This window comes from Pantoea sp. SGAir0184, assembly GCF_043544755.1.
Genome location: NZ_CP028051.1, coordinates 322,386 through 347,690 on the forward strand (window position 1 = coordinate 322,386; position 25,305 = coordinate 347,690).

The following is a 25,305-nucleotide window of genomic DNA, read 5'->3' on the forward strand; positions in this document are numbered from 1 at the left end:
CCGGTTTGTCAAAGCGCCGGGATTTCAGGCGAAGGGCCCGATAGCCCTCAGGCCAGGCGTTGCGCCTGAGGACATTCCGCTACGCCTGAAATCCTCAGGACTCCGCTGGCTGGTTCGTCAGCCACTGAGCGGCGCTGGTGGTGGCAATGTGCTCGCGGTAGTTAAACGTCTCCTGTTTAGACCATGCCACACCGTCCGGACGGGCAAAGGCCAGCCGGTAGGCCGCGCCAGTATCATGGGGATGACGCTCTGCATCTTCCCTTAGCCTTTCCCGGCTAAGTAATACTCGCCTGACCGCGCTTTGCCAGTGAGATTGCATCAGGTCAGCCAGCTCTGCGTAAGTCAGCGTATCGCCAGCGATATAAACAATGTCGTTCTGAAAAGCGGGCTGATGAAAGAAGATATCGGCTGTCAGCTGCCCGATGTCGTCTGGCGTGGTGAGTGTCAGGGCATAGTTCCAGTCACCGAGGGCATAAACCGTTTTATTCCCGGCATCGATCACGCCAAAATCGGGTTCAAACAGATAGCTGGTAAAAATACCGGTCGAAACAATTACCCAGTCAGTGTTGCTTTGGGCGCGCAGCAGGTGGCGCACTTCAAGCTGCTCATCCCACACCGGTTGCCCACTCTCTTTGCCGATAACGTCATAATCCACGCCAAACTGCCAGGGAAAATAGCGGGCGACACCCGCCTTCAGCACGGCCTGAGTAATTCTGAGCTGCGTTCCCGGCCCGCCGACAAAACCACTGCAATTAATGATGGCATCATAAGTGCGAAATAATGCTGAGAGTTCGCTCAGGCTATTTTTCTGCAGGTCGCCTTCCGCCACGGTGATATTTAGCTTTTGCAGCGCATCCAGCCGGGTTTTAAGTGGGCCGGACGTGGCATGCGCAGCCTCGCTTCTGAGTAATACACTTATTTTGATCAGAGGATGTTGCTGCACTTTTTTAGCCATGGCGTTTAACACCGCCATGCCTAATTCTCCTGCGCCGAGGATAAGAATATTTTCGACATGTTGATCAACGGGTAGCATGCTTGTCTCCTTAGGTTATATCCGTCATCCTGACAGCGGACAAACCCTGATTCAATCAGGTACACCCGTGATACCGGAGGAGAGATGGAACCTAATCGCGAAGCCCTGCTGCAGTTTTCCAGACAATTTTGTGAGGCGTTGAGTCACGATGATGAAACATTAAAGCGTGAAATTCTTTCACACGCCGGCAATCGCTGGTCGCTGGGTATATTGCATATTCTGGTCACCCATGGACCGTTGCGCCATGCAGAAATGGGTCGTTTACTGCATGGTGTCACACAACGAATGCTGACGCGCACACTGCGTACGCTTGAGCGTGACGGCCTTATTTCCCGTTGTGATTATCAGGAAAAAGTACCGCGTGTCGTCTATACGGCCACGGACGCGGGCGAAGAAATGATGATGAAAATGATGCCGCTCTGGGCGTGGATTATTTCGTCGGCCGACTATTTTAAGCAAAGCAGGATCACGTTTGATACTCCTCATCAGTAATGGCATTAAATTGCATGATGACGACCTTGCTGAGAATGCGTGATTATTTCCCTGCTGCCAATAGTGCAATTTTTTTTGCACTATTAATCCTGTCCCGGTTTTGGCAGGTTGTCTCGTGAGAATTCACGCATTGAGAGCAGCACGGGCATCAGATTATGGCCTATATGCGTGAGTGCGTATTCAACACGCGGGGGCTGTTCACCAAAATCAGTGCGGGTTATCAGCCCATCACGTTCAAGCTTGCGCAGATGTTGAGTCAGTACTTTATGCGATATCTCCGACATACTCTTCATGAATTGCGAGTGACGCATCACAGGCTCCGCAAATAATCTGAATAAAATCTGCAGTGTCCATCTGCCGGAAATAATAGTTAAACATTGCGTGACATAAGCGACCGAACCTTCTGGTCCGAGACAACGTGTTTTCTCCTCATCGCCTACAGGCACTTTCAGGTGCGTAATTGATTCATTCATCAGTTTATTTTCCAATAGATTTTTCACGTATTCTGGAGAACAGTAATGGATCTGAAACTCGACGGCAAAAGTGCTCTGATAACGGGTAGCACCAAAGGTATTGGAGAAGCGGTAGCCAGAGGGCACCCGCGTTATTATACATGGCCGGGATCCAGCTAAAGCTGAAAATATCGCCAGCGATATCATAAAGCAAGGTGGACAAGCATACGCAGTAACGGGAGATTTAACCCGTGAGGCAGATATTCAACTGCTTTATCAGCAAGGCTGTTCGCTTGTACAATCCGTTGATATTGTTATTAATAATGCGGGTGGCTCCGGCCCCACAGAGGACTGGACGTCTTCTTTGCCAGAAACCTGGGCGGCTGGGTATGATAAAAATGTCCTTTCAGCCTTACGTGTCATTAATCTTTTTCTTCCTGGGATGCGTGAACAAAAGTGGGGCAGAATCATTAATATTTCGAGCCTGGCAGCGTTGATGCCTCCCGCCAGGCGTCCGGATTATGCTGCTGCTAAAGCAGGGATTATTGCCATGACCTCATCGCTGGCAAAAGCGGTCGCACACGATGGCGTAACCGTAAATACTCTCTCACCGGGTACTATTCATAGTGCAAGCCTGGAAAAAGCGTTTCGTCAAACGGCCAAAGATACAGGGCTTTCAGCTGACGCGCCCTGGGAAGATATTGAACAGGCCGTATTGCCCCTGTATGCCAATGTGCCCATGGCGCGCGTAGGGACGCTCAAAGAAATAGCGGACGCCATCACCTTTCTGGCCAGCCCGTTGTCGGGTTACATAACGGGTTCCAATTTAAGGCTTGATGGCGGTATGTGGCCCGGACTTTAAAACCAGCCGCACAACATCCTGAATAAAATCTCTGTTTCAGCTACTACTTCATTCGATGACATCATCAGAGCCGATTTAATTATCAGAACTGGGCGGGCTGCTGTTGCAGCCCTGCTCATACCCTAACGTCATCCTCTTCATGATGCGCGCAGTCCCGGTCGGTATGCCCAATCCTGTTTATTGACAGTCCACACCTGGTCATGCATATTGTTATGTTATAACGTAACAATGAAAGTACCATAATGAAAAACTCGCTCTCCCTGATTATTGCGGCGCTGCTGTCGCTTCCTGTATTCAATGCTAATGCCAGTAACTATCCGTTCACCGTTGATAACTGCGGTGTCCAGGAGACCTTCGCTCATCCGCCTGCGCGTGTCGTCACCGTTGGCCAGCATGAAACGGAACTGCTGCTGGCGCTCGGTCTGGCAGATAAAATTGCCGCAACCTCGGTGTGGTTTGGCGCGCTGCCCGCCGATTTGCAAGGGCAGGGCAGCCAGCTTAAACGGCTGGCCGATAACGCCCCAGGCTTTGAAGCGGTGGTGGCGCAGCGCCCTGAACTGGTGCTGGCGCAGTACAGCTGGCACGTCGGGCCGCAGGGTGAAGTCGCCACGCGTGAACAGTTTGAACAGCTCGGCATCCGAACCTGGATTTCGCCTGCCGACTGCATCGGCAAAGCCGTCACCACCACGTCCAATAGCGATGGTGCACGTACCACACCGTATGGGATCGAGGTGATCTTTGCGGAAATCAGCGCGCTGGCGCGCATTTTTGATGTGCCGGCGCGTGGCGATGCGCTCAAACAGCAGCTGGCCGCTCGTATAGCACAGGTTCAGCAGCAGCTGCACAAATCGCCGTCAGCGCCGCTGAAGGTGGTTTACTGGTTTTCCAGCCCGCGCCTGAAAGGCGATCCCTGGGTCGCCGGCAATAAAGGGGCGCCGGGCTGGATCAGCCAGACGCTCGGTCTGACTAACATTATCGCTTCAGACGAAGAGTGGCCGGCGGTTACCTGGGAACACATCGTCTCCGCGCAGCCGGACATCATCGTTATTGCCAGCATGGCGCGGCGGCTCTATCCCGCCGATGACGTCGCGGTTAAAAAACACTTTCTGCAAAGCGATCCGGTGACGCGTGAAATGCCAGCGGTGAAAAACGGCCACATTGTGGTGGTACCGGCCATGTCACTGAATCCCTCGTTGCGCAACGTAGAGGCCGTGGAGCTGATCGGTCAGCAGATCGCTGCTTTCGCACCTGCCCGATGAGCGCTCACGCTGTCTGTTACTGGCGCACCGGCCTGCTGATTGCTGCGGGCGCGCTCAGCCTGCCGGTGATGATGATGCTGGCCGCGGCGACCGGTGATGTCGCGATCAGCTTTACCCTGACCGCGCAGGCCATCACCAATGGTCTTGGCATCACGCATTACGACCTGCCGGCGCTGGAAGCCGGCATCGTCTGGCAATACCGCATGAGCCGCGCGCTGATGGCGGCGAGCAGCGGCGGCGGGCTGGCACTGTGTGGGCTGGTGTTGCAGTCGTTGCTGCGCAATTCGCTGGCCGACCCTTATCTGCTGGGGATTTCCGCCGGCGCATCAACCGGCGCGGTGTGCGTGATGCTGCTTGGCATCGGCGGCGGGGCCATCACCACCGGTGCCGGCGCGTTTGGCGGTGCCTGTCTTGCATTTATGCTGATTGTTCTGCTCTCCGGCGGCATGCGGGAAAACACCGCGCGCATCATTCTGGCCGGTATTGCCGGGACGCAATTATTTAATGCGCTGACCGCTTACATTGTCAGCACGGCGGCCAATGCAGAGCAGTCGCGCGGCGTGATGTTCTGGCTGCTCGGCAGCCTGAGCGGTGTACGCTGGGCAGATGCATTACTGTGTTTTGCCGTAACCCTCGCCGGTCTGCTGACTGTGCTCTACCAAGCGCGCGCGCTGGATACCTTCTCATTTGGCGCGGAAGTCTCCGCGACACTCGGCACGCAGGTTTCAGCGGTGCGCATCGTATTACTGCTGACCACTGCGTTAGTGACGGCGGTGATTGTCAGCGCGATTGGTGCGGTCGGTTTTGTCGGGCTGGTGATCCCGCATATCACCCGCATGATTGCCGGGCCGCGTCATCTGGTGACGATTCCGCTCGCATTCCTGGGCGGCTGCCATTTCATGGTGATTGCCGACCTGGTATCGCGCACGTTAATCACCCATCAGGTGCTGCCAATAGGCGTGGTGACGGCGTTAGTCGGCGCCCCGGTGTTCGCCCTGATTCTGTATCGCAACCGGGAGAAATCATGAAGTATGTCGCGGTGGATAAACTGAGCGTGACGCTACAGGCGCGCAGCGTGTTATCTGACATCAGTTTTGCGGCGCAGCGGGGACAAACGGTCGGGTTGCTCGGCCCTAATGGCTCGGGCAAATCGACGCTCATCCGTGCGCTGGCGGGCGTTCAGCCCTGTGCTTATAACGGGCTGGAAATGGGCGGCACGCGGCTGAACCAACTCAGCCGGCGGCAGCGTGCCCGTACGCTGGCCTTCGTGCCGCAGCATGCCGAAATGGAAGCTGAGATGTGCGTCAGCGACATCGTGCGTCTGGGGCGGGCGCCGCATCGCAACGCGTTCAGCCCGTGGCGGACGGCAGATGAAACGGCGGTGCAGCACGCGCTGTCGCTGATGAAACTGGATGCGCTGGCCGGGCGGTCGTGGCAGCGGCTGTCCGGTGGCGAACGCCAGCGCTGCCAGATCGCGCGTGCGCTTGCGCAGCAACCGGATATCCTGTTGCTGGATGAGCCGATTAACCATCTGGATATTCAGTTTCAGCTTGAGCTAATGCGGCTGATTGCCGCACTGCCGGTCACGGTGATTGTGGCCCTGCACGACCTGAATCTGGCGGCAAAATTTTGCCAGCATCTGGTGGTGCTGCAGCACGGGCAAGTAGTGGCGAGCGGTGAGCCCGCCGCCGTGCTGACGCCTGCCCTGATTCAGCGGACGTGGCAGGTCGAGGCCATCGTCAACCGCAGCGAGCGCGGCACCATGAATATTCAGTACGCCTGAACCGGGCTGATCTTAACGTTCGTCGAACGGCACGCCGCCCTTGGATTTATGATGCTTCGGCGTTTCGATAATCGACACGGTGACCACATCAGCATCGATCTCAAACGAATCCACCACCGCCTGGGTGATGGCTTTGAGTAATTTTTTCTTCTGCTCAACGCTACGGCCTTCCGCAGCATAAACGACAATCTCTGGCATAACGGCGTTTCCTCACGGGTTAGAGTTCTTCTCAAGCATACCTCAGCCACGCTGCCGCGCGCAGCGTTAACCTGTCGCGAAGGTTAAAAGGCAACAAGCGGCTGACGAATTCCCTGCAAACGCCGTGTGTTAAAGTGTGAATTGTTATGTTATAACGTAATTTATTCGATGATAGTGTAACGGTTTATTCGGAAAATTTAATGAAATCAATGCAAAATTTGCTGATCGCTGCGGCGCTCGGCCTGGCTTCCTGCGTCGTTGTGGCGGCGACCACCCCCGAAAAACCGGTGCGGATTGCCGCACCGTTTGAAATTAAAGGCAGCGATCCGGCGCTCTCCGGCGACATTCTGTTGCGCATGGATGTGGTTGAAACGCTGGTAGAAGTGAACGAACGCGGTGAACCAGTGGCGGCGCTGGCGCAGCGCTGGCAGGTCTCTGACGATGGGCTGCGCTGGCAGTTCCAGCTGCGCGACGGCGTGCATTTTCACGATGGCTCGCTGCTGGATGCGGTTGCCGTGGTGAAATCACTCAATACCGCACGCGGCAAAGCGGGCTTACTGGACAAAACGCCAATCGCCGACATCAGCGGGGCAGGGCAGCTTGTCACCATCACGCTGCGTGAACCCTTCACGCCGCTGCTGTCAGTCCTGGCGGAAAGCCGCTCGCAAATCCTCGCACTGGCCAGCTGGGATGCGCAGGGCAACATCACGCGCATTATTGGCAGCGGACCGTTTAAGCTTACCTCCTTCCAGCCGCCGCAGTCGCTGACGGTGGCGCGCTTCGCGGATTACTGGGGCGAGAAACCGGCGATTGCCGCCGCCAGCTATCTGGCGACCGGCCGCGCGGAAACCCGAGCGCTGCTGGCAGAGAGCGGTGATGCAGATTACGTGTTTAACCTTGATGCCGCCAGCCGGCAGCGGCTGGCACGCAAAGCGTCGCTGCACATCCCGGCGATTCCGGTGCCGCGCACGTTGATGCTGAAGCTTAATCTGGCCGATCCGCTGCTGGCGGAACAGCCGGTACGTGAGGCGATCAGCATGGCGATCGATCGTAACGCGCTGGCGCAGGCGGTGCTGCGTTATCCGGGCGCAGCCAGCCAGCTGTTTCCCCCTAACATGGCAGAGTGGCACAACCCGGCACTCACGCCGCTGCACTATCAGCCGCAGCAGGCTGCTCAGTTATTACAGTCGGCCGGCTGGCAACGCGGCGCGGATGGCGTACTGACGCGCAACGGCCAGCGCTTCAGCCTGACGCTGCTGACCTATCCCGATCGCCCTGAGCTGCCGCTGATGGCGATGGTGATTCAGCAGCAGCTGCGTCAGGTCGGCATAGACGTGCGAATCAACGCGACCAACGCCAGCGAGATCCCGGCGCAGCACCACAATAACCGTCTGCAGCTGGCGCTGTTTGCGCGCAACTTTGCCCTGACGCCCGATCCGACCGGAACGCTGCTGCAGGATTATGGCACCCACGGCGGTGACTGGGGGGCGATGAACTGGCATGCGGCAGGCTTCGACGCGGCGCTCCACACGCTGACGCAATCCACCGATGGCGCAGCCCGCGCCGGGGCGCGCAGCGTCATCACCCGTGCGCTGCAACAGGATCTGCCGGTGATTCCGCTGGCCTGGTATCAGCAGTCGGCGGCGGTTAACAGCCAGCTGCAGGGCGTCAAACTCGATCCGTTTGAACGCCACTTCGGCCTGCGCCAGATGCACTGGGGGAGCCATGATTAAACAACTCAGCTGGCGCATGGCGCAGGCGCTGTTTGTGGTGCTGGCGGTAGGATTACTGACCTGGCTGCTGGTGCAGGCGCTGCCGGGCGACATGGCGTGGCGCATCGCCTCGGGGCGCTATGGTTACGATCGCGTCGATGCCGAAGCGGTGGCGCGGGTACAGCAGGAGCTGGATGGAGCGCTTAGCGGCGGCAGTGCGCTGCTGCACTGGCTCTTCGATCTTCTGCAGTTTAATTTTGGCCGCTCGCTGGTTTCCGGTGAGCCGGTGATGGATGAGCTGCGCTGGCAGCTGGGCCAGACGCTGGCGCTGGCGGGCGTCTCGCTGCTGCTGGCGTTACTGCTGACGCTGCCGCTCGGCATCTGGGCCGGTTGCCACGCCAACGGCCGGCTTGACCGTGCGCTGTTCTGGCTGACCGCCTTGCTGAAATCGGTGCCGCATTTTGCACTCGGCATGTTGCTGATCCTGCTGTTCGCGCTGCAACTCGACTGGCTGCCGAGCGCCGGTCACGGCGAGCTGCGCCATTTCCTGTTGCCGGCACTGACGCTGGCACTGTCGCTGACGGCCGTCGGCGTGCGCGTGGTGCGCGAAGCCACCTGGCAGGTGGTGTCGTCCGGCTACTATCGCTGGGGAGCGCAAAAAGGACTGGCACCCGCGCGCCTGCTGTTGCGTCACGGCCTGCGTAATCTGAGCGCGCCGGTGCTGACATGGTTTGGCATGCAGTTTGTCTGGCTGGTGGAAGGCGTGGTGGTGGTGGAAACCCTGTTTGCGTGGCCGGGAATCGGTCACGCTCTGGTGCACGCCATTTTTGCGCGTGACGTACCGGTGATTCAGGCCAGCGCCATGACGCTCGGCCTGCTGTTTGTCCTGCTGAACATGCTGGTGGATGCCGGTTGTCATCTGCTCGATCCCCGGGGGCGCGCGCATGAAGATGACGCTTTCACGCTGGGTGGGTCTGCTACTGCTGGCGGCGCTGCTGGCTTACGCGTTTGTGCTGCCGCTGATTCAGCACGGCGATCCGCTACAGCAGGATTTGCTGCAGATGCTGCAGACGCCGAACCGCAGCCATTTGCTCGGTTTCGACCATCTCGGTCGCGATATGTTAACGCGCCTCAGCGCCGCGCTGCGCCTGTCACTCGGGCTGGCAGCCCTGTGCGTGATCAGTGCGCTGATAGCGGGCGTGTTCACCGGTGTGCTCAGTGCACTGTACGGTGGCTGGCCTGAGCGATTGCTGAGCATCGTTGGCGATATGTGCCTCGCGCTGCCGGGATTGCTGCTGGTACTGCTACTGGCCGCCATTGCGCCAGACGCGCCCCAGATGCTGTGGCTGGGCATTTCGCTGGTGCTGTGGGTGGAATTTTTCCGCGTCACGCGTGCCACGCTGCGGCCAATTGTGCAGGCGCCCGGTATGCAGGCCAGCAAACTGCTCGGGTTCTCTGCCTGGTATCGTTTTCGTCATCATCTGTGGCCTGCGCTGGCACCGGTGCTGCTGACGCTAACCTTGTTCTCTTTCAGCAGCGCCATCATGGCGGTGTCGGCGCTCGGTTTTATCAGCGTTGGCGTGCGTCCGCCCACGCCGGAGCTGGGCCTGATGATGACCGAACTGCTGCCGTTTGCGTGGGAAGCGCCGTGGCTGCTGATGCAGCCGGTAGCCGCACTGTTTTTACTGTTGATCAGCCTCAATCTGCTGATGAAAAAGGAGCGATGATGAAGGGATTACAGATCACCGGGCTGAGCGTTGCCACAGCGACTGAAACACTGGTTGAGCCGGTGGATGTGCGGCTACAACCCGGTCAGCCGCTGACGCTGCTCGGCGAAACCGGATCGGGGAAAAGTCTGCTGGCGCAGGCGATCATGGGGATATTGCCGCCATCGCTGCTGGCCAGCGGTGAGGTGATGATCAACGGCAGACGCTATCAGCTGCCGCAGGATACGGCGCAGCTGCGTCGGCTGTGGGGCAATACGCTGGCTTCGCTGCCACAGGAGCCGTGGCTATCGCTCGATCCGACCATGGCGATTCAGCAACAGGTGGCGGAAGGGCATCGCTTCGTGCGCGGTTTGCCAACCGCCGCCAGCGCTGCAGCGGCGCAGCAGGATCTGCAGCAGCTTGGCCTGGCCGCGGCGACACGGCGTTATCCGTGGCAGCTTTCCGGCGGCATGGCACAGCGCGCCGCGTTTGCGGCAGCCCGTGCCGGTGGCGCGCAGGTTCTGATTGCCGATGAGCCAACCAAAGGGCTGGATGTGGCGCGCCGCGATGAAGTCAGCCAGCTGTTACAGCGTGAAGTGGCCGATGGCGGCATGCTGTTAACCATCACCCACGACATCGCCCTGGCACGCCAGCTGGGTGGCGACGTGCTGGTGATACATAAAGGCAGCGTGATTGAACAGGGCCCGGCGCAGCAGGTGTTGCAGTCACCGCAGCAGCCTTACACGCGCGCGCTGCTGGCTGCCGATCCGGCCGTCTGGCCCGCCCGACAACAAACGGTGATCGGTGCCAGGCCGGTGATCAGCGCCCATGACATTGTGCTGGCGCGCGGGGGCAAAAGGCTGGGTGTGCCACGCGATTTCACGCTGCACGCCGGTGAAATCGTTGGCCTGCACGGTGCCAGCGGCAGCGGCAAAAGCAGCTTCGGCGACGTGCTGTTGGGGTTGCTCGCGCCGCAGCAGGGCCGCGTAACGCACCACGCTGATGCGGATGCGCTGAAATATCAGAAAATCTATCAGGATCCTTCCGCGCTGTTTCCGCAACAGCGCACGTTGGGGCAAAGCATCAACGATGTGCTGCGGCGTCACGCTCTCCCGCCGGCACAGCGCGATGCGCTCATGACGCGGCTGGCCTTGCATCCCGCGCTGCTGACGCGGCGACCAGAGGCGCTCTCCGGCGGCGAACTGCAGCGCTTCGCGCTGCTGCGGGTGATGCTGCTGCGGCCGGTATTTCTGTTTGCCGATGAGCCGACGTCACGCCTCGATCCGCTGGTGCAGCAGCAAACATGGCAGTTGATCGTGGAACTGGCGCGTGAGCAGCAGTGCGCGGTGCTGCTGGTGAGTCATGACCGCGATCTGCTGGAGAAAGGCACGCATCGGGTGATCGCCATGGAAGCGGCTTAGCGATCGGGCGGCTGGCTGTCACCCGGCCCGAGACTCCGCTGCATTACCACGGTGTCCAGCCAGCGGCCATGTTTGTAACCCACCGATTTCATCACGCCGGTGTGCTCAAAACCGAGCGCCCGGTGTACTCCCAGCGAGCCCTGGTTGGCGCTGTCACCGATAATCGCGATGATCTGGCGAAAGCCAGCGGCTTCGGCCAGCGCCACCGCTTTTTGCAGCAGCGCCTTACCGATGCCGCGTCCGGTTTGCTGCGGGTCGAGATAGATAGAGTCTTCCAGCGTGAAGCGGTAGGCATAACGCGGACGATACGGCGCGAGATAGCAGTAACCCAGCACCTGATCCTGCTCCTCAGCCACCAGCCAGTAACCGCCGCGCTCATGCACGTCATTAATGCGCCGCAGCATTTCACTCTCCGCCGGCGGTTCCGTTTCGAATGTTGCGGTGCCGTGCAGCACGTGCCAGGCGTAAATCTTCTGTATCGCCGCCGCGTGATGCGGCTGCGCGGGAATAATGTCCATATGTTCCTGCTGTTCTGCCAATGATGCTGACAGCATGCCACCGCGCCGCAGCGCAATCATCCGAATTAGTCATAGGAAATTGTGATAGTCAGGCGCAGCGAAATTTCTTTAATTCTGCTCTGACAACTGTACCGCCATGGTGTTTGCTTCGAGCGCCTCAAAGATGTGCGGTTCATCGGCGGGATAACAAATATAATCGCCCGGGAACAGTTCGACCGGCGCTTCCATCAGGCCAACCCGCGCGCGGCCGCGTGCCAGGATGATGTGTTCGACTGAACCCGGTGGATGCGGTTTAGAGGCGCGCGGTGCGCCGGGCTGGCTGGTGATCAGATACAGATCGCGGCGGCCGCCCGGCGGACAGCTGGCCAGTAGCGCGGCCTGAAAGTCTGCTAACTCTGCTGACACCACCATGCCTTCGCCACGCCGAATCACCTGCATCTTTTTCACTTCCGGCTCCATCAGCCGTGCAAAGGGAATATTCAGCGCCACACACAGTGACCATAACGTCTCAATGCTGGGGTTACCGTTGCCTGCCTCCAGTTGCGACAGCGTTGACTTGGCGATGCCAGCGCGGCGCGCCACTTCTGTCAGCGAAAGTCCGGCACGCTGGCGTTCGCGCACCAGTCCGGCGGCAATGATAGCAATGGGCGGGGTCACAATTACTCCTGTTCTTTATATCGAACGTTTTGTTCATCTTGTAAAACACGTACGGTGCGTTCATTATAACGTCTTTCTTGTTCGTTATGAGATCAAATTGTGATGCGTCTGGGTGCCGTACCGCTTGATCGCGGCGTATTGAAAGCGATCTTCCTTGTTTGTCTGGCCGACGGCATCGTTGGCCTTTCCTATGGTTCTCTCGCCGCTGCCGACGGCTTTCCGCTCTGGGTGCCGATTGCGCTCTCGACGCTGGTGCTGGCGGGGGCATCCGAGTTTTTATTTATCGGCATCGTGGCAGGCGGCGGCAGTCCGCTAACCGCTGCCGCAGCCGGTTTACTGGTCAACGCACGTCATCTGCCGTTTGGCATTGCGGTGAAAGACCTGGTCGGGCAGGGCGGACGCAGTCTGCTGGGCTGCCATATCATGAATGACGAGAGCGTGGTGTTCGGTATTTCACAGCCGAAGCTGGCGCAGCGTCGGGCGGCTTACTGGGTTTGCGGACTGGGTATTTTTGCCATCTGGCCGCTCACGGTGATTGCCGGTGCGGTGATTGGACGCTTTATTCCTGATGTGTCGGCGATTGGCCTGGACGCGGTGTTTCCGGCCATCCTGATCGCGCTGATTTTCCCGGCGCTGCGCCAGCGTCGCACGCGCATTCCGGCCACCCTCGGGGCGCTACTTTCCGTGCTGGCAACGCCTTTTGTGCCAGCCGGTATGCCGGTGCTGTTTTCTTTACTCGGTTTGCTGAGCTGGCGGGAGCGCAAAGATGCAAAATAGTTTAGTGATTGCCGGCATCGCGCTGCTGGCTGCAGGCACGTATGCGATTCGCTTTGCCGGTTACCGGCTGGGCAGCCGGATGCACATGTCGGAACGGGTGCGCAACATGCTGTCCGACGCGGCAACGGTGCTGCTGCTGGCTGTCGCTGTCACCACCGCGCTGTTTGAGGGCACCGATTTCGCCGGCGTTGCGCGACTGACCGGCGTGTTGTTCGCGGTGTTTCTCGCCTGGCGTCGCGCGCCATTGATCCTGGTAATCATCGGTGCGGCGGTGATGACGGCGCTGCTGCGCTATTTTGGCGTACCGTAAGCGGCGGCGAGACGACCGGCGCAAAGATGACGGCGCACTGGCACCTGCTTTGCAGCTATGATTAGGGATAGTGAGTACAACAAGGACAACGCGAAAATGGTGATTAACTGCGTGGTGTATCGCCACGGCAAACGCGAAGAGCATGTCGAAGTCGATCAAATCAGCGAAGTGCTGAAAGAGGAAAAATCGTTCGTCTGGCTTGGCCTGTATCAACCCGATCCGGCGTTCATGCAAACGCTGCAGGAGGAGTTTAGCCTGCATGAGCTGGCGATTGAGGATGCGCTGGTGGCGCATCAGCGGCCTAAGATTGAGCAGTACGGCGAATCGGTATTTATCGTGGTGAAAACCGCACACATGGAAGATCGCCAGCGCATCAGCTTTGGCGAAACCCACTTTTTCCTCGGCAAAAATTTTCTGATTACCGTGCGTCACGGTTCGGTTGAGGGCTATAAAGCGATCCGCGCTAAAGCCGAAAAAAATCATGCCATGCTGTGCCAGGGACCCGGCTATGCGCTCTACTGCATCCTCGATTTTATCGTCGATAACTACAGCAAAATCACCGAATCGCTGAGTGAACGTATTGCTGACCTGGAAGACGGCATGTTCACCACCCGCTTTGACAGCGTCACGCTGGAGAATGTCTACCACTTGCGGCGTCAGCTGCTGTCGTTGCGCAATGCGGCGATGCCGGTGACAGAGATCTGCCCGCAGCTGGTGCGCTTCCATGAAGATATCATCCCGAAAAATCTGCGCGCCTATCTGCGCGATGTGCAGGATCACGCGCACCACGTCATGATTGATGCCGAAGACATGCGTGAAACGCTGGCCAGCGCCATGCAGGTGAATCTGGCGCTGGTCTCGGTACAGCAGAGTGAGGTGAATAAAAAGCTGGCCGGCTGGGGGGCAATCCTGATTGTGCCGACCATCATCTTCAGTATGTACGGTATGAACTTCTCTGACATGCCAGAGCTGCACAGCCACTTTGGCTATCCGGCGGCGCTGGCGGTCACGCTGGTGATCTGTTTCGTTATGTGGTGGCGGCTGAAAAAAGCGGGCTGGCTGTAAGCGTGATGGCCTGCGCGCGCTGTCACCAGACGCGCAGGCCAGGGCGATTTCAGCCTGAAATCGCCACGCTCCATTAGCCTCAATGCGCGCTGGCAGTAGGGCGCACCGTGATCTCATTGACATCAACTTCGCCAGGCTGATTAATGGCCCAGCTCACCGCCTGCGCAATGGCTTCGGGTTTTAACGCAATCTGACGATAGCTCTGCATGGCCACGCGTGCGGTCTCGTCAGTGATGGTGTCCGCCAGTTCCGATTCCACCACGCCGGGATTAATGACCGTCACCCGCAGCTGGCGCGATTCCTGACGCAGGCCATCCGAAATGGCGCGAACGGCGAATTTTGTGGCGCAATACACCGCTGCCGTCGGCGATACCGCCAGCGCACCAATCGAGGCGATATTGATGATATGGCCGCTTTGCTGCGATTCCATGACTGGCAGCACGGCAGCGATGCCGTACAGTACGCCACGCACGTTGACGTCGAGCATACGATCCCATTCATCCACCTTCAGCGAACTGAGCGGCGACAGCGGCATAACGCCGGCATTGTTGATCATTACATCAACCCGACCATATTTATCGCGGGCAAAATCGGCCAGCTGCTGCGTATCGGCTCGCTGCGTTACGTCGGTGGCCAGATAATCCAGTTGCGCGCCGCTGGCACGCAGTTCATCACACAGTATCGCCAGCCGATCGGTACGGCGCGCGCCGAGCACCAGTTTATGCCCCTGACTGGCCAGCAGACGCGCTATCGCTTCGCCGATGCCGCTGCTGGCGCCGGTCAGAATAATCACTTTCGCATTAGAATGAGCCATGATGGTTTCCTCGTGTTGGTTGACGAGGCTATTGTGGAAAACGCCGGCTAAAGCGAACAGACCGGATTGTGGCGTATCATTGCCTGATTCTCTCGTCACCGTTGTGAGCAGGGAAGAAACCTGGCTATGCTTTGCCTGAACCTCTCACCGGAAACCCGTTATGTCGCAAACCGTACAACAGCAGACCTGCGCGCTGCTGCGCCAGCTGGCACCGCAGGAAGGTTATACTGCTTCACTGCTCGACAGCGTGCGCTTTATGCGTGCCGACCGGCAGTGGGCGCGCACGCCGGTTCTTTATGAGCCGAGCATCATCATTATCTGTCAGGGCTCGAAGCGGGCGTTTCTTGCCGACAAAATGTATCGCTACGACGCACAGCACTATCGGGTGTTGTCGGTGCCGCTGCCGTTCTCCGCTGAGACTGAAGCGACCTCCGCCGAACCGTTGCTGGGACTGGCTATCCGTCTGGATGCGGCCACGCTGGCACGGCTGGTGACGCAGGTCGCAGCGGCAGACATTCCGCTGGCGGAGACACCAGCCAGCATTATTTCGACGCCGGTAAATGAGACGCTGGCGGACAGCACGCTGCGCCTGTTGCAGGCGCTGAGCGATCCGCTGGAAGCGCAGGTTTTAGGCCCAGCACGGGTAGAAGAGATTTGCTTTCGTGTGTTGCTGGGTGAGCAGGGCGGTGCGGTGCGCGCAGCGCTGACCTATCAGGGGCATTTTGGCCGCATCGCGCGGGCATTGCAGCGTATTCATGCTGACTGGCAGCAGCCGCTGGATGTGCCGCATCTGGCCAGCGAAGCGGGCATGAGCGTTCCGCGCTTCCATCTGCATTTCAAAAGCGTCACGCAGACCTCGCCGATCCAGTATCTCAAGTCGCTGCGGCTGCATCAGGCGCGTTTGATGATGATTCGCGATAATCTCACCGCCGCCGGTGCCGCCGCACGTGTCGGTTACGAAAGTGATTCACAGTTTAACCGGGAGTTTAAGCGGATGTTTGGTCGCACCCCGGCTGACGAGGCGCGGGTGATGAAACGCGCCTTTGCGCTGCTGCCGCCGGAACAATTATCCGCGCGGCTACAGGCACATTAGGTCAGTACGCGATGAAGATTGCTGCCACTACGCCAATCCAGAACAGCAGGCTGGCAGCCAGTGCCAGCTGGCACAGTAACCGGCGGGAAAAACTCAGCAGCGCACTGAGGCGCGGCGATAACATTAATACCATAATCATCCCTCACAACAGCCAGCAACTGTTCAGCGCAGCCCCATCACGGCAACCACCAGCAGAATCCAGAAAAATGCACAACCTGTTAGCAGGAAACGCCAGATCAGATGGCGTTCGGGAGTCAGCACCGTGTGCAGACGCATACGAAGAAGCAGTGGCATAGCGACCTCAAATCAGAAAGTTTTACAGGGAATATCCGGCAGCTGAGAACAGAAAATTCTGTCAGCGAATAAGCACATTCTGACGTGTTATAAGGCCGCGAAACGACAAGACCAGTCTTGAAAACAGGCTGAGAAATTCCTTAGCAGGCAGGCAATACCCACAGCGGACATCAGATGCCGCTGTGACCATCAGGCACAGCAAAGCCGGTTACACGCTGCGCGTGACGCCGCCGTCCACGCGAATATTTTGCCCGGTGATATAAGCCGCGCCGGGCGAAGCAAGAAACGCAATGGTAGCCGCCACTTCTGCAGCCGTGCCATAGCGCTGCATGGGCACGCTGTCGCGCCGTTCATCCGTTTTCGGCAGGCTATCAATCCAGCCTGGCAGGACGTTATTGATACGAATATTCTCAGCTGCGTAGGTGTCGGCAAAGATTTTACTGAAAGAAGCCAGACCGGCACGGAACACGGCCGAGGTCGGGAACATGTCGGTGGGTTCAAACGTCCATGCCGATGAGATATTAATGATACTGCCGCCACCCTGCTGCTGCATGATCGGCGTGACCAGGCGTACAGCGCGCACCACGTTGAGGAAGTAGGTTTCCATTCCCTGCTGCCACGCATCATCGCTTAATTCAAGGATCGGCGCGCGCGGACCGTGACCGGCACTGTTAACCAGCACGTCGATACGTCCCCAGCGCGCCAGTGTGGCATCAATCAATTGCTGCAAATCGTCTACTGACTGATTCGAACCGGTAATGCCGAGCCCGCCCAGACGATTCGCCAGCAGCTCGCCTTTGCCGGAGGAGGAAAGAATCGCGACCCTGAAACCCTCGCTGGCCAGCTTCTCCGCTGCCGCTGCGCCCATACCGCTGCCACCTGCGACAATCACCGCAACTTTTTCTACTGTCATGTGAGTAACCTCATCAATTAAATATCCTGTCATGCCAGTATAATGGCCGGGAGATGCCGCAGAGAGTCAGCTCAGCTGGCAATTGACGATAGGAAAACTACAGGATGAATCAGGGCTTTCAGGCATTACCGTCGCTGAATGCGCTACGGGTATTTGAAGCCGTGACGCGGCACCTTAATTTTCGCCTCGCCGCTGAAGAGCTCGGCGTGACGCAGGGTGCGGTGGCGCAGCATATTCGCGGCCTGGAGGCCAGCCTTGGCCTGAAACTGTTCGATCGGTTGCCGCGTTCGCTGGCGCTGACCGCTGCCGGTGCAGGCTATGCGGTGCACATTCGCCAGGCATTTGAGCTGATTGATGAGGCGACGCGCACGCTGCGCCCGGAGCCGGATCGCCTGACGCTGAGCGTAACGCCGACCTTTGCCAGCCGCTGGATGCTGCCGCGTTTACCGGCATTTACCGCGGCCTGGCCGGATATCGACCTGCGCGTGCTGGCCTCTGAACGGCTGGTGCAGTTTCACCATGAAGGCGTCGATCTGGCTGTGCGCTATGGCCGGCCGCCGTTTGGTAGCGGGCTGGAGGCCACGCTGCTGTTTAGCCAGACGGTGCTGGCGGTGGTCAGCCCGGCGCTGCTGGCACAACACGGCGATGCGGCGCAGCCAGAAAATTGCCTGCGCTATCCGCTGCTGCACGATGGCCATCACCTGTGGCCAGCGTTCCTGGCGTTTATGTTCCCCGGCCAGTCGCTGCAGCATCAGCATCATCTGCGCTTCAACCAGACCGCGCTGGCGCTGGAAGCGGCGCTGAGTGGTCAGGGTATCGCTCTGACCAGCCCGCATTTTGTGCAGAACGATCTGGCCAGCGGTCGGCTGGTTCCCGCCTGGCATCGTGAGATGCCCGTTGATGCCGGCTGGTATCTGGTGGCTCCGCGTCGTCCGCGTGAGCAGGCAACGGTGAGTGCGGTTCGTGCGTGGCTACTCAGTCAGGCGGAGCAGAGCAAAGATTGATGGCTGAGCAACGCGATGCTTTTATGTTCAATAACAAAATCAGTAAAACTGATGATCGCCTGCGAATTATGAATGTTATAACTGACTGAGCATGCATTTTATAAGGTTTATCCTGCCCAGGCAGGGTTTTAGAAAAATATCACGCAAATTCAGCAATTAAGGGAAGGAATTGTGCGTTGCAATCTGCTGAGGGCTGTGAATAAATAAAACGCTGAATTTCATAAAAATGCCATAACGGCCAGGCGACAGCCTGCATAACCGTATTACCACCATGACCGATCATAAAATTCTTTTAGCCAGGGATATCAGCGCCAGAAGTGAAAGCATGCAGGCGCACCTCATCGCCATCCGGCGCGATATTCACGCACATCCGGAACTTGGTTTCGACACCATCCGCACTGCAGCCATTGTGGAGCAGGAGTTGCTGCGCCTCGGGCTGACGCCGCAAACCGGCGTGGGCCGCACCGGCGTGATGGTGGACATTGCCGGCGCGCAGCCGGGCAAGACCGTGCTGCTGCGCGCCGATATGGATGCGCTGCCGATTCATGAGCAAACCGGCCTGCCGTTTAGCAGCATCTGGCCGGGTAAAATGCACGCCTGCGGCCACGATATCCACACGGCTACGCTGCTCGGCGTTGCAGCGATCCTCACGGACCTGCGCAGCCAGCTGCGCGGTACGGTGCGGCTGATTTTTCAGCCGGCGGAAGAGACGCCAGAGAGCGGCGCGCAAGCCATGATTGCTGCCGGCGCAGCGGACGGCATTGATGTGGCAATCACGCTGCACAATAAGCCAGAGCTGGCCGCAGGGGAAATCGCCCTGACGCGCGGTGCCAGCACCGCGTCCAGCGATGAATTCGACCTGGTGATCCACGGCAAATCCACCCACGCCGCCCGGCCGCACATGGGTACCGATCCGATTATTGCCGCCGCCAGTCTGGTGACTCAGCTGCAGACCATTGTGTCGCGCGAGCTCGATCCGGCGAACTCTGCTGTGCTGACGATTGGCCATATCCACGGCGGCACCACCCATAACATCATCTCCGACAGCTGCCTGATTCAGGGCACCATCCGCGCTAAATCACCGCAGGCGCGCGCTCACATGGAAGACGCTTTCCGCCGCATCTGTGCCGGTGTCGCGCTGTCGCTCAATACGCGGATTGAGGTCAATTATCAGCGAGGCGTACCGCCGCTGATGAATGATGATGCGCTGATTGATGCACTGGAGCCGATCCTCTCGCACCAGTTCGGCAAGCCGGTGGTGGCAAAACCCAGCAGCAGCTTTGGCGCGGAAGATTTCTCGCTGTTTACTGAGCGTGTGCCGGGCTGTCAAATCCATATCGGCTCTGGCGCGCCGGGGCGCGACGACCATCTGCACAACTCCGACTATCAGCCGGACGAACGCAGCATTCACGCTGGCACACAGGCTCTGGCCCGTATAGCGATCGACTTACTCTCCTGATAGTAATGAGGTTTTATGATGATGCGTAAAGGGCTGTTCTCCGCCTCCGCGGGCATGTTGCTGCTGGCTGCTGCCGCTGTGGTTCAGGCCAAAGATTTTGGCACGTTAAAATTCGCCACCGAAGCGGCCTATCCGCCGTTTAACCAGTCCACGCCGAGCGGCAAAATTGTCGGCTACGAGCCCGATATGGTGGCCGAACTGGCGAAACGCGCGGGGTTCAAATATGAAATCGTGGCACAGAAGTGGTCCGGACTGATCCCCGGCCTCGCTGATGGCAAATATGATGCAGTGGTCGATGCCGTCACCGTGACGCCAAAACGTCAAGAAGTGGTGGATTTTACCCATCAGTATACCGTGAGCGTTTCGGGCTTCGTCACGCTGAAGGGCAGCGCAGTGGATACCCTGCCGGGCAACGGTGAAGTGGTACAGGCGACCGATGAAGCCGGTATGAACAAAGCCATCGACGCGCTGAAGGCGAAGTTCAAAGGCAAAACCATTGCGGTGCAGGTCGCTACCATTCAGGCCGATTTCCTCAACAAATACCTCGGTGATGTCGCGACTATCCGTACCTATCAGGCCGGCCCGGAAACCTTCGCCGATCTGCTTAACGGCCGGGTTGATGCGGTCATGGCATCGCGCACCAACCTCAATGCATATGTGAAAAAACACGCGGATACGGTAAACAGCACCGGTTACGGCTTTGTGGGTGGTGTACTGGGCCAGGGCTCGGCGATTGCCATTCGTAAAAACAATCCGGAGCTGAAAGCCGCGCTGGATCAGGCGCTGGTGTCGATGATCAAAGACGGCACGCTGAAGCAACTGTCAGAGAAATGGTTCGGCGAGAACGTCGCGCCTGCGGAATAATGCTGAGCGCTTATGACTATTGACTGGCAACTGTTAGGTTTTGGTGACGAGGGCTGGGGCGGCGTGCTGCTGGACGCCGCCACCGTCACGGTAACGGTCTCGCTGTGTGCGTGGCTGCTGGGCGCGATGCTCGGCAGCCTGCTGTGCTGGATGCAGATTGGTGGCGGCCGCTGGCAGCAGCGTGTTGCCAGCGGCTACATCACGCTGTTTCGCGGCGTGCCGGAGCTGCTGGTGATCTACCTGTTCTACTTTGGCGGCCGACAGGTGGTCGGATTTATCGGTGAAGCTATCGGCCTGCAGGGACCGTTTGACGTTAACGGCTTCGTTGCGGGCGCGATCGCCATCGGGCTGATTTCCGGCGCTTATCAGAGCAGCGTATTTCGCGGCGCGTTTTACGCGATTCCCGCCGGCACGCTGGAAGCCGCTACGGTCACCGGTATGGGCCGTTTTATGCTGTTCCGCCGCATGATTGTGCCGCAGGCGCTGCGCACCGCGCTGCCGGGCATGGGTAATCAGTGGCAATCGGTGATTAAGGAGTCGGCGCTGGTGTCGGTGACCGGGCTGGTGGAAACCATGAACCAGATTTCCACCGCGTCGAATTCCACCCAGATGCCGTTTTTCTTCTACAGCGTAGGCGCGGTGACTTACCTGATTATCACCACCTGTTCAGATTTCTTCTTCCGCTATGTGGAAAAAGTGGCCATGCGCGGGCAACAACGCGCGCGGTTGTAAGGAGCCACGATGGATTTCACCTTTTTACAGCATACGCTGGCGGCACTGCTGCGCGGGCTGCCGCTGACGCTCAATCTGGCGGTCTTGTCTCTGCTGGGCGGCGGGGTACTGGCGCTGCTGCTGAATCTGCTGCGGCAGCATCGCCTCGGCAGTTACGTCACGCGTTTTTACGTCTGGCTGTTTCGCGGTACGCCGCTGCTGATTCAGATCTTCATGATTTACTACGGCCTCGGCAGTCTGCCGGCGGTGCGCGAAAGCGTGCTGTGGCCGCTGCTGCGTGAGCCCTACTGGTGCGGGTTAATTGCGCTGATTCTCAACGACGCCGCCTACACCGCCGAGATCCTGCGCGGCGGACTGAATGCGGTTAGCGTGCAGTCACTGGAAGCGGCGAAAGTGTGCGGCATGTCGCGCTTCACTACGCTGCGGCGCATCACGCTGCCGCTGGCGGTGCGTCAGGCGCTGCCGGCCTACAGCAATGAGATCATCTCAATGATCAAATCCACATCGCTGGTGAGCACCATCAGCCTGATGGAGATGACCGGCATCGCCGATTCCATCGTGTCAGAAACCTTCCGCGCGCTGGAGGTGTTTATCAGCGCGGCGATTATCTATCTGCTGCTGACCGTGCTGGTGAGCAAAGCGGTGGCGCTGCTGGAGCGCCGTTTGTCCCCTTATCACGCTGGAGCACGTTAATGAACAAACCCACTATTGCCCTGAGCCATCTCAGAAAAAGTTATAGCGGGCATGAAGTGCTGCATGACATCAGCCTGACGGCGCAGGATGGCGACGTCATCTCGCTGATCGGTGCCAGCGGCTCCGGTAAAAGTACGCTGCTGCGCTGCATCCCGTTTCTTGAAGTGCCACAGGCCGGTGAGATTGCCGTGGGCGATGAAGTAGTCACCCTCGATAACGCGGACGAAAAGCTGAGCCGTGAACAGCGCCGCCGCATCAAGCTGATGCGCATGCAGCTCGGCTTTGTGTTTCAGGGCTTCAATCTGTGGCCGCACAAAACCGTGCTGCAGAACATCATTGAGGCGCCGATCCATGTGCAGAAGCGCAGTCATCAGGAGGCCGTTGCCGAGGCCGAAGCGCTGCTGCAAAAAGTCGGGTTATACGAAAAGCGCAACGCGTGGCCGTCGCAGCTCTCTGGTGGCCAGCAGCAGCGCGTGGCGATTGCCCGGGCGCTGGCGCAGCAGCCGAAAGCGATACTGTTTGATGAACCCACTTCCGCGCTCGACCCGGAGCTGGTGGGCGAAGTGCTGCGCGTCATTCGCAGCCTGGCGGAAGAGGGGCGCACCATGATTATCGTCACCCACGAAATGGGGTTTGCGCGCGATGTATCAAACAAAGCGGTGTTTCTGCATCAGGGCAAAATCGAAGAGTCCGGATCGCCGCAGCAGGTGTTTAGCGAACCGATCTCGGCGCGCTGTCGCGCTTTTGTCAGCAGCCACCTGCAGCGCAACAGCTAACCAGATTTGTGCCAATGGTGTTCTAAGCCAAATTATGGAAAAATCGCCCTCCCTCAACGGAGGGCTTTTTTATCGGCGCAGGGAAGGTGCACGTCGTCGCGCACTTCACGTCCATCGATAACCAGCTACCGTCAGGTCTGGCTGCTGTTGCGTCACCGCGCGACAGAGAGGGCCGAAATTTTCCTCATTTTTCTACAGGCGGAGTACGTAATGGGCGCGAAGGTGTGGTTAGTGGATGATGATGTATCCGTGCGTGAGTCGCTGGGATTTCTGCTGCGAACCGTGGACTACGAGGTCGCCGACTTTGCCGACCTGGCATCGTTCGAAACCGCCGCCGCCGGTCAGCAAGCCGTATGCGGCTGTCTGCTGCTTGACGTGCGACAGCCAGAGAGTAGCGGCCTGAGCTGGCTGGCCCGGCAGGGTGCACGCCATCCGCTGCTGCCGGTGATCATCATGACCGGGCATGACACGCTGGAGGCCTGCCGGCGCTTGTTTGCTCAGGGCGCCTTTGCCTTTTTCACCCGGCCGCTGGAGATTGAACCGCTGCTGGAGACGGTCCGGCTGGCGATGCGTGAGAGTGAGCAGCGCGCCAGCCTCTAATGATGCCGCGCCGTGTTGCCGCAAAGCGCGCGCCGGGAAGCCAGCGCGCACAGCAGCGGCACCGGCAGGGTAAACAGCAGTAACAGCCACAACAGCACATACACCGCATCCACTCCGTCGTTTTGCAGATTGTTGTACAGCTGCGCCGGCATTCCGTGGGGAAACCAGGCGAAAATCATCACAATGCCGAATTCGCCCATCGCCCGCACCCACGCAAGTGCCGTAGCCGACGCCAGGCCCGGTGCGGCCAGGGGCAGCGCCAGCCGCCAGAAGCGCGGCCATGGCGCGGCGCCCAGCGTCCGGCCCGCTTCAAGGATCTCCTGCGGCACCGCGATAAACGCCGAGCGTGCGCTGGTGACAAAGTAGGGCAGCGCGCCATACCACTGTGCCAGAATAAAGGCGGCGGGATTGTTCACCAGCGTCCAGCCCAGCTTGCTCAGCAGCTGGCCGGGCAAACTGTACGGACCGTACGCGCTGACCAGCAGGATTCCCATCGCCAGCGGCGGCGTCAGCAGCGGGATCATCACCAGCGTTTCCACCAGCCAGCGCATTTTTCCCCGCGCCTGCGACAGCCACCAGGCCAGCGGTAAGCCGGTCAGAAAAATCAGCACCAGCGCGATCGCTCCCAGACTGAGCGAAGTGGTAATCGCCGCGCCGTCACCCCACGCCAGCCGCAGGTGTTGCCAGTGTGTGACGCCCGTCAGGGTGATAAACGGCACGGCCAGCAGCACCAGGGCGGGCAGCGACAGCCACAGCGCGCCAGCATGGCGGATTTTCATGGCGCATAAAGCCCATCGCCCTTCGGTGCGGCGTAGCCTTGCTGTTTAAACAGCGCCTGTCCTGACGGACTCAGCATGAAATCTACAAAGGCTTTGCCAGCGGCCGTACCGTGCGGCGCATTCCTGAGCACCGCCGCGTAGTAGACCAGTGGCTGGGTGTGCAGCACTTTATCTTTACCCTGGCTGTCTTTGACGCTAAAGCTGACCGTGTTGTACCACTTAGTCGCCATCGCCGGATTGCTGAGGTTGATTTCATCGGGCAGCGCGATGTAAGGCAGATGGGCAGAGATCACTTCGCTTTCATAGCCTGCTGCCGCATCCACCTGACCGCTCTCGAGCCGCGTCAGCAAGCCACCTTCCAGATGGGTTTGTGCGGGATTCTGGTAACCGCCGAGAATGTTGTCAGCGATGCCGGGCTGCCGGTAATACTTCTGCGCCAGTAGCAGGGTGAAAATAATGTTCTGGCCTTTTGGATCGTTTACCGGATCGGTCCGGCCAAATTTCAGTCCCGGCGCTGCCAGCAGCTGAAGCCAGCGGCCATCATTGCCTTTGGCTGCGGCAAACTGCGGCGCAAACGGCCCTTTGGGATTGTAGGCAATCACCATGCTGGTGCTGGCCACCGGTACAGCGCGGTCGATCAGCCCGGCGTCTTTCAGGATCTGCATCGGACCGGGAGTAATAGACACGAACACGTCAGCGGTGATTTTTTTGCTCGCCAGCAGACGCGCCATGCCGTAAGCCCCCTGGCCCTGACCTTCATACTTACCGTCATGCTGTTGTGCAAATGCCGGGCCCAGCGCCTGATCCATCATTTTTCCCATCGAACCGGCATACGTCACGCGGATATCCATGGCGGCCTGCGCCGGTAAACTCAATCCGCCGGCGGCAGTCATTAACAGCAGGGTAAGCGTCTTCACGCGGAGATTCCTTTTCGCTATATAAATGAGTAGATAGCGATTATCGGAATTCTCCGTTTTAGCGCAAGGTAAAATCTGTTGCGAAATCCTGCGGTCGCGCGCCAGCGCCGGGTTTTAGTACC

At 58.9% G+C, this 25,305-nt stretch carries 29 protein-coding genes and 2 pseudogenes; 20 read left to right on the forward strand and 11 right to left on the reverse strand.

The annotated features are described in order from the left end of the window. Nucleotides 1–94 precede the first annotated feature (94 nt). Entirely contained in the window at nt 95–1,033 is a 939-nt protein-coding gene (locus C1N60_RS21545) for an aromatic alcohol reductase (protein WP_394521985.1), read from the reverse strand. Between the two features lie 84 nt (nt 1,034–1,117). Here C1N60_RS21545 and C1N60_RS21550 point away from each other — a divergent pair, with 84 nt between their 5' ends. After that, entirely contained in the window at nt 1,118–1,525 is a 408-nt protein-coding gene (locus C1N60_RS21550; protein WP_058781023.1) for a winged helix-turn-helix transcriptional regulator, read from the forward strand. Between the two features lie 83 nt (nt 1,526–1,608). Here C1N60_RS21550 and C1N60_RS21555 read toward each other — a convergent pair whose 3' ends face one another. Next, the gene (locus C1N60_RS21555) at nt 1,609–1,998 is read right to left on the reverse strand and encodes a winged helix-turn-helix transcriptional regulator (protein WP_394521997.1); all 390 of its coding nucleotides are present in this window, start codon (nt 1,996–1,998) and stop codon (nt 1,609–1,611) included. Between the two features lie 45 nt (nt 1,999–2,043). Between C1N60_RS21555 and C1N60_RS21560 the strand changes: the two are divergent. The 4 genes and pseudogenes from C1N60_RS21560 to C1N60_RS21575 all read left to right on the forward strand — a co-directional run bounded on the left by C1N60_RS21560 (nt 2,044) and on the right by C1N60_RS21575 (nt 5,881). Then, nucleotides 2,044–2,839: pseudogene (locus C1N60_RS21560) on the forward strand (SDR family NAD(P)-dependent oxidoreductase). Nucleotides 2,840–3,081: 242 nt separating this feature from the next. Then, nucleotides 3,082–4,098: an ABC transporter substrate-binding protein gene (locus tag C1N60_RS21565; protein WP_394521986.1), complete on the forward strand. Its 1,017-nt coding sequence runs from the start codon at nt 3,082–3,084 to the stop codon at nt 4,096–4,098. Then, nucleotides 4,095–5,126: a FecCD family ABC transporter permease gene (locus tag C1N60_RS21570; RefSeq protein WP_394521987.1), complete on the forward strand. Its 1,032-nt coding sequence runs from the start codon at nt 4,095–4,097 to the stop codon at nt 5,124–5,126. Before C1N60_RS21565 ends, C1N60_RS21570 begins: the two co-directional genes overlap by 4 nt. After that, complete coding sequence (locus C1N60_RS21575) at nt 5,123–5,881, forward strand: ABC transporter ATP-binding protein (protein WP_058770368.1); 759 nt, start codon at nt 5,123–5,125, stop codon at nt 5,879–5,881. The genes C1N60_RS21570 and C1N60_RS21575 overlap by 4 nt, the downstream gene beginning before the upstream one ends. 12 nt (nt 5,882–5,893) lie before the next feature. On the opposite strand, the gene C1N60_RS21580 is transcribed toward C1N60_RS21575, so the two are convergent. After that, nucleotides 5,894–6,079, reverse strand: coding sequence for a tautomerase family protein (locus C1N60_RS21580; RefSeq protein ID WP_021508848.1), 186 nt, complete (start codon nt 6,077–6,079; stop codon nt 5,894–5,896). 200 nt (nt 6,080–6,279) lie between these two features. Between C1N60_RS21580 and C1N60_RS21585 the strand changes: the two genes are divergently transcribed. From C1N60_RS21585 to C1N60_RS21600, 4 genes and pseudogenes are all read left to right on the forward strand, one after another. Beyond that, nucleotides 6,280–7,812 carry an ABC transporter substrate-binding protein gene (locus C1N60_RS21585; RefSeq protein ID WP_394521988.1) on the forward strand — a complete coding sequence of 511 codons (1,533 nt, stop codon included), beginning with the start codon at nt 6,280–6,282 and terminating at the stop codon, nt 7,810–7,812. Continuing rightward, nucleotides 7,805–8,731: pseudogene (locus tag C1N60_RS21590) on the forward strand (ABC transporter permease); the annotation flags it as partial. The gene C1N60_RS21585 and the pseudogene C1N60_RS21590, both read left to right, overlap by 8 nt. 10 nt (nt 8,732–8,741) lie before the next feature. Further along, nucleotides 8,742–9,518: an ABC transporter permease gene (locus C1N60_RS21595; protein ID WP_394521998.1), complete on the forward strand. Its 777-nt coding sequence runs from the start codon at nt 8,742–8,744 to the stop codon at nt 9,516–9,518. Then, nucleotides 9,518–10,918 (forward strand): ABC transporter ATP-binding protein, encoded by a 1,401-nt coding sequence (locus tag C1N60_RS21600; protein WP_394521999.1) that lies wholly within the window; start codon nt 9,518–9,520, stop codon nt 10,916–10,918. The genes C1N60_RS21595 and C1N60_RS21600 overlap by 1 nt, the downstream gene beginning before the upstream one ends. Here the strand turns inward: C1N60_RS21600 and C1N60_RS21605 are convergent. Then, nucleotides 10,915–11,436, reverse strand: a complete 522-nt coding sequence (locus C1N60_RS21605; RefSeq protein WP_058776198.1) for a GNAT family N-acetyltransferase — start codon at nt 11,434–11,436, stop codon at nt 10,915–10,917. The two genes, C1N60_RS21600 and C1N60_RS21605, sit on opposite strands and share 4 nt — an antisense overlap. 108 nt (nt 11,437–11,544) lie before the next feature. Further along, nucleotides 11,545–12,093 carry a helix-turn-helix domain-containing protein gene (locus tag C1N60_RS21610; RefSeq protein ID WP_058770363.1) on the reverse strand — a complete coding sequence of 183 codons (549 nt, stop codon included), beginning with the start codon at nt 12,091–12,093 and terminating at the stop codon, nt 11,545–11,547. Between the two features lie 102 nt (nt 12,094–12,195). On the opposite strand from C1N60_RS21610, the gene C1N60_RS21615 reads away from it, so the two are divergent. The 3 genes from C1N60_RS21615 (at nt 12,196) to corA (ending at nt 14,245) form a co-directional block, all read left to right on the forward strand. Continuing rightward, complete coding sequence (locus C1N60_RS21615; RefSeq protein WP_058758973.1) at nt 12,196–12,870, forward strand: AzlC family ABC transporter permease; 675 nt, start codon at nt 12,196–12,198, stop codon at nt 12,868–12,870. Continuing rightward, complete coding sequence (locus C1N60_RS21620) at nt 12,860–13,180, forward strand: AzlD domain-containing protein (protein WP_021508856.1); 321 nt, start codon at nt 12,860–12,862, stop codon at nt 13,178–13,180. The genes C1N60_RS21615 and C1N60_RS21620 overlap by 11 nt, the downstream gene beginning before the upstream one ends. Nucleotides 13,181–13,276: 96 nt before the next feature. Beyond that, nucleotides 13,277–14,245, forward strand: a complete 969-nt coding sequence (corA, locus tag C1N60_RS21625) for a magnesium/cobalt transporter CorA (protein ID WP_021508858.1) — start codon at nt 13,277–13,279, stop codon at nt 14,243–14,245. Nucleotides 14,246–14,324: 79 nt separating this feature from the next. Here the strand turns inward: corA and C1N60_RS21630 are convergent, their stop codons facing one another. Beyond that, nucleotides 14,325–15,059 carry an SDR family oxidoreductase gene (locus C1N60_RS21630; protein ID WP_058758975.1) on the reverse strand — a complete coding sequence of 245 codons (735 nt, stop codon included), beginning with the start codon at nt 15,057–15,059 and terminating at the stop codon, nt 14,325–14,327. 160 nt (nt 15,060–15,219) lie between these two features. Between C1N60_RS21630 and C1N60_RS21635 the strand changes: the two genes are divergently transcribed. Next, a complete protein-coding gene (locus C1N60_RS21635; protein WP_394521989.1) occupies nt 15,220–16,152 on the forward strand; it encodes an AraC family transcriptional regulator in 933 nt (310 codons plus the stop codon). Nucleotide 16,153: 1 nt separating this feature from the next. On the opposite strand, the gene C1N60_RS21640 is transcribed toward C1N60_RS21635, so the two are convergent. The 3 genes from C1N60_RS21640 to C1N60_RS21650 all read right to left on the reverse strand — a co-directional run bounded on the left by C1N60_RS21640 (nt 16,154) and on the right by C1N60_RS21650 (nt 17,359). After that, nucleotides 16,154–16,285, reverse strand: coding sequence for a hypothetical protein (locus C1N60_RS21640; protein WP_255467574.1), 132 nt, complete (start codon nt 16,283–16,285; stop codon nt 16,154–16,156). A gap of 29 nt (nt 16,286–16,314) precedes the next feature. Further along, a complete protein-coding gene (locus C1N60_RS21645) occupies nt 16,315–16,446 on the reverse strand; it encodes a hypothetical protein (RefSeq protein ID WP_394521990.1) in 132 nt (43 codons plus the stop codon). 208 nt (nt 16,447–16,654) lie between these two features. Then, a complete protein-coding gene (locus tag C1N60_RS21650) occupies nt 16,655–17,359 on the reverse strand; it encodes an SDR family oxidoreductase (protein ID WP_394521991.1) in 705 nt (234 codons plus the stop codon). A 104-nt stretch (nt 17,360–17,463) separates the two neighbouring features. Between C1N60_RS21650 and C1N60_RS21655 the strand changes: the two genes are divergently transcribed. From C1N60_RS21655 to C1N60_RS21685, 7 genes are all read left to right on the forward strand, one after another. Next, a complete protein-coding gene (locus C1N60_RS21655) occupies nt 17,464–18,363 on the forward strand; it encodes a LysR substrate-binding domain-containing protein (protein WP_058781031.1) in 900 nt (299 codons plus the stop codon). 271 nt (nt 18,364–18,634) lie between these two features. Next, the gene (locus tag C1N60_RS21660; RefSeq protein ID WP_132463332.1) at nt 18,635–19,822 is read left to right on the forward strand and encodes a M20 metallopeptidase family protein; all 1,188 of its coding nucleotides are present in this window, start codon (nt 18,635–18,637) and stop codon (nt 19,820–19,822) included. A 15-nt stretch (nt 19,823–19,837) separates the two neighbouring features. Next, nucleotides 19,838–20,686 carry a transporter substrate-binding domain-containing protein gene (locus C1N60_RS21665; protein WP_241493834.1) on the forward strand — a complete coding sequence of 283 codons (849 nt, stop codon included), beginning with the start codon at nt 19,838–19,840 and terminating at the stop codon, nt 20,684–20,686. A gap of 12 nt (nt 20,687–20,698) precedes the next feature. After that, nucleotides 20,699–21,418, forward strand: a complete 720-nt coding sequence (locus tag C1N60_RS21670; RefSeq protein WP_159377599.1) for an ABC transporter permease — start codon at nt 20,699–20,701, stop codon at nt 21,416–21,418. A 9-nt stretch (nt 21,419–21,427) separates the two neighbouring features. Next, entirely contained in the window at nt 21,428–22,111 is a 684-nt protein-coding gene (locus C1N60_RS21675) for an ABC transporter permease (RefSeq protein WP_159377600.1), read from the forward strand. Next, nucleotides 22,111–22,887 carry an ABC transporter ATP-binding protein gene (locus tag C1N60_RS21680; RefSeq protein ID WP_058758981.1) on the forward strand — a complete coding sequence of 259 codons (777 nt, stop codon included), beginning with the start codon at nt 22,111–22,113 and terminating at the stop codon, nt 22,885–22,887. The genes C1N60_RS21675 and C1N60_RS21680 overlap by 1 nt, the downstream gene beginning before the upstream one ends. A 210-nt stretch (nt 22,888–23,097) precedes the next feature. Next, the gene (locus C1N60_RS21685) at nt 23,098–23,487 is read left to right on the forward strand and encodes a response regulator transcription factor (RefSeq protein ID WP_021508870.1); all 390 of its coding nucleotides are present in this window, start codon (nt 23,098–23,100) and stop codon (nt 23,485–23,487) included. Here C1N60_RS21685 and C1N60_RS21690 read toward each other — a convergent pair. Both C1N60_RS21690 and C1N60_RS21695 read right to left on the reverse strand, forming a co-directional pair. After that, nucleotides 23,484–24,266: a molybdate ABC transporter permease subunit gene (locus C1N60_RS21690; RefSeq protein ID WP_348879422.1), complete on the reverse strand. Its 783-nt coding sequence runs from the start codon at nt 24,264–24,266 to the stop codon at nt 23,484–23,486. The two genes, C1N60_RS21685 and C1N60_RS21690, sit on opposite strands and share 4 nt — an antisense overlap. After that, a complete protein-coding gene (locus C1N60_RS21695) occupies nt 24,263–25,159 on the reverse strand; it encodes an extracellular solute-binding protein (protein WP_394522000.1) in 897 nt (298 codons plus the stop codon). Before C1N60_RS21695 ends, C1N60_RS21690 begins: the two co-directional genes overlap by 4 nt. Nucleotides 25,160–25,305 lie beyond the last annotated feature (146 nt).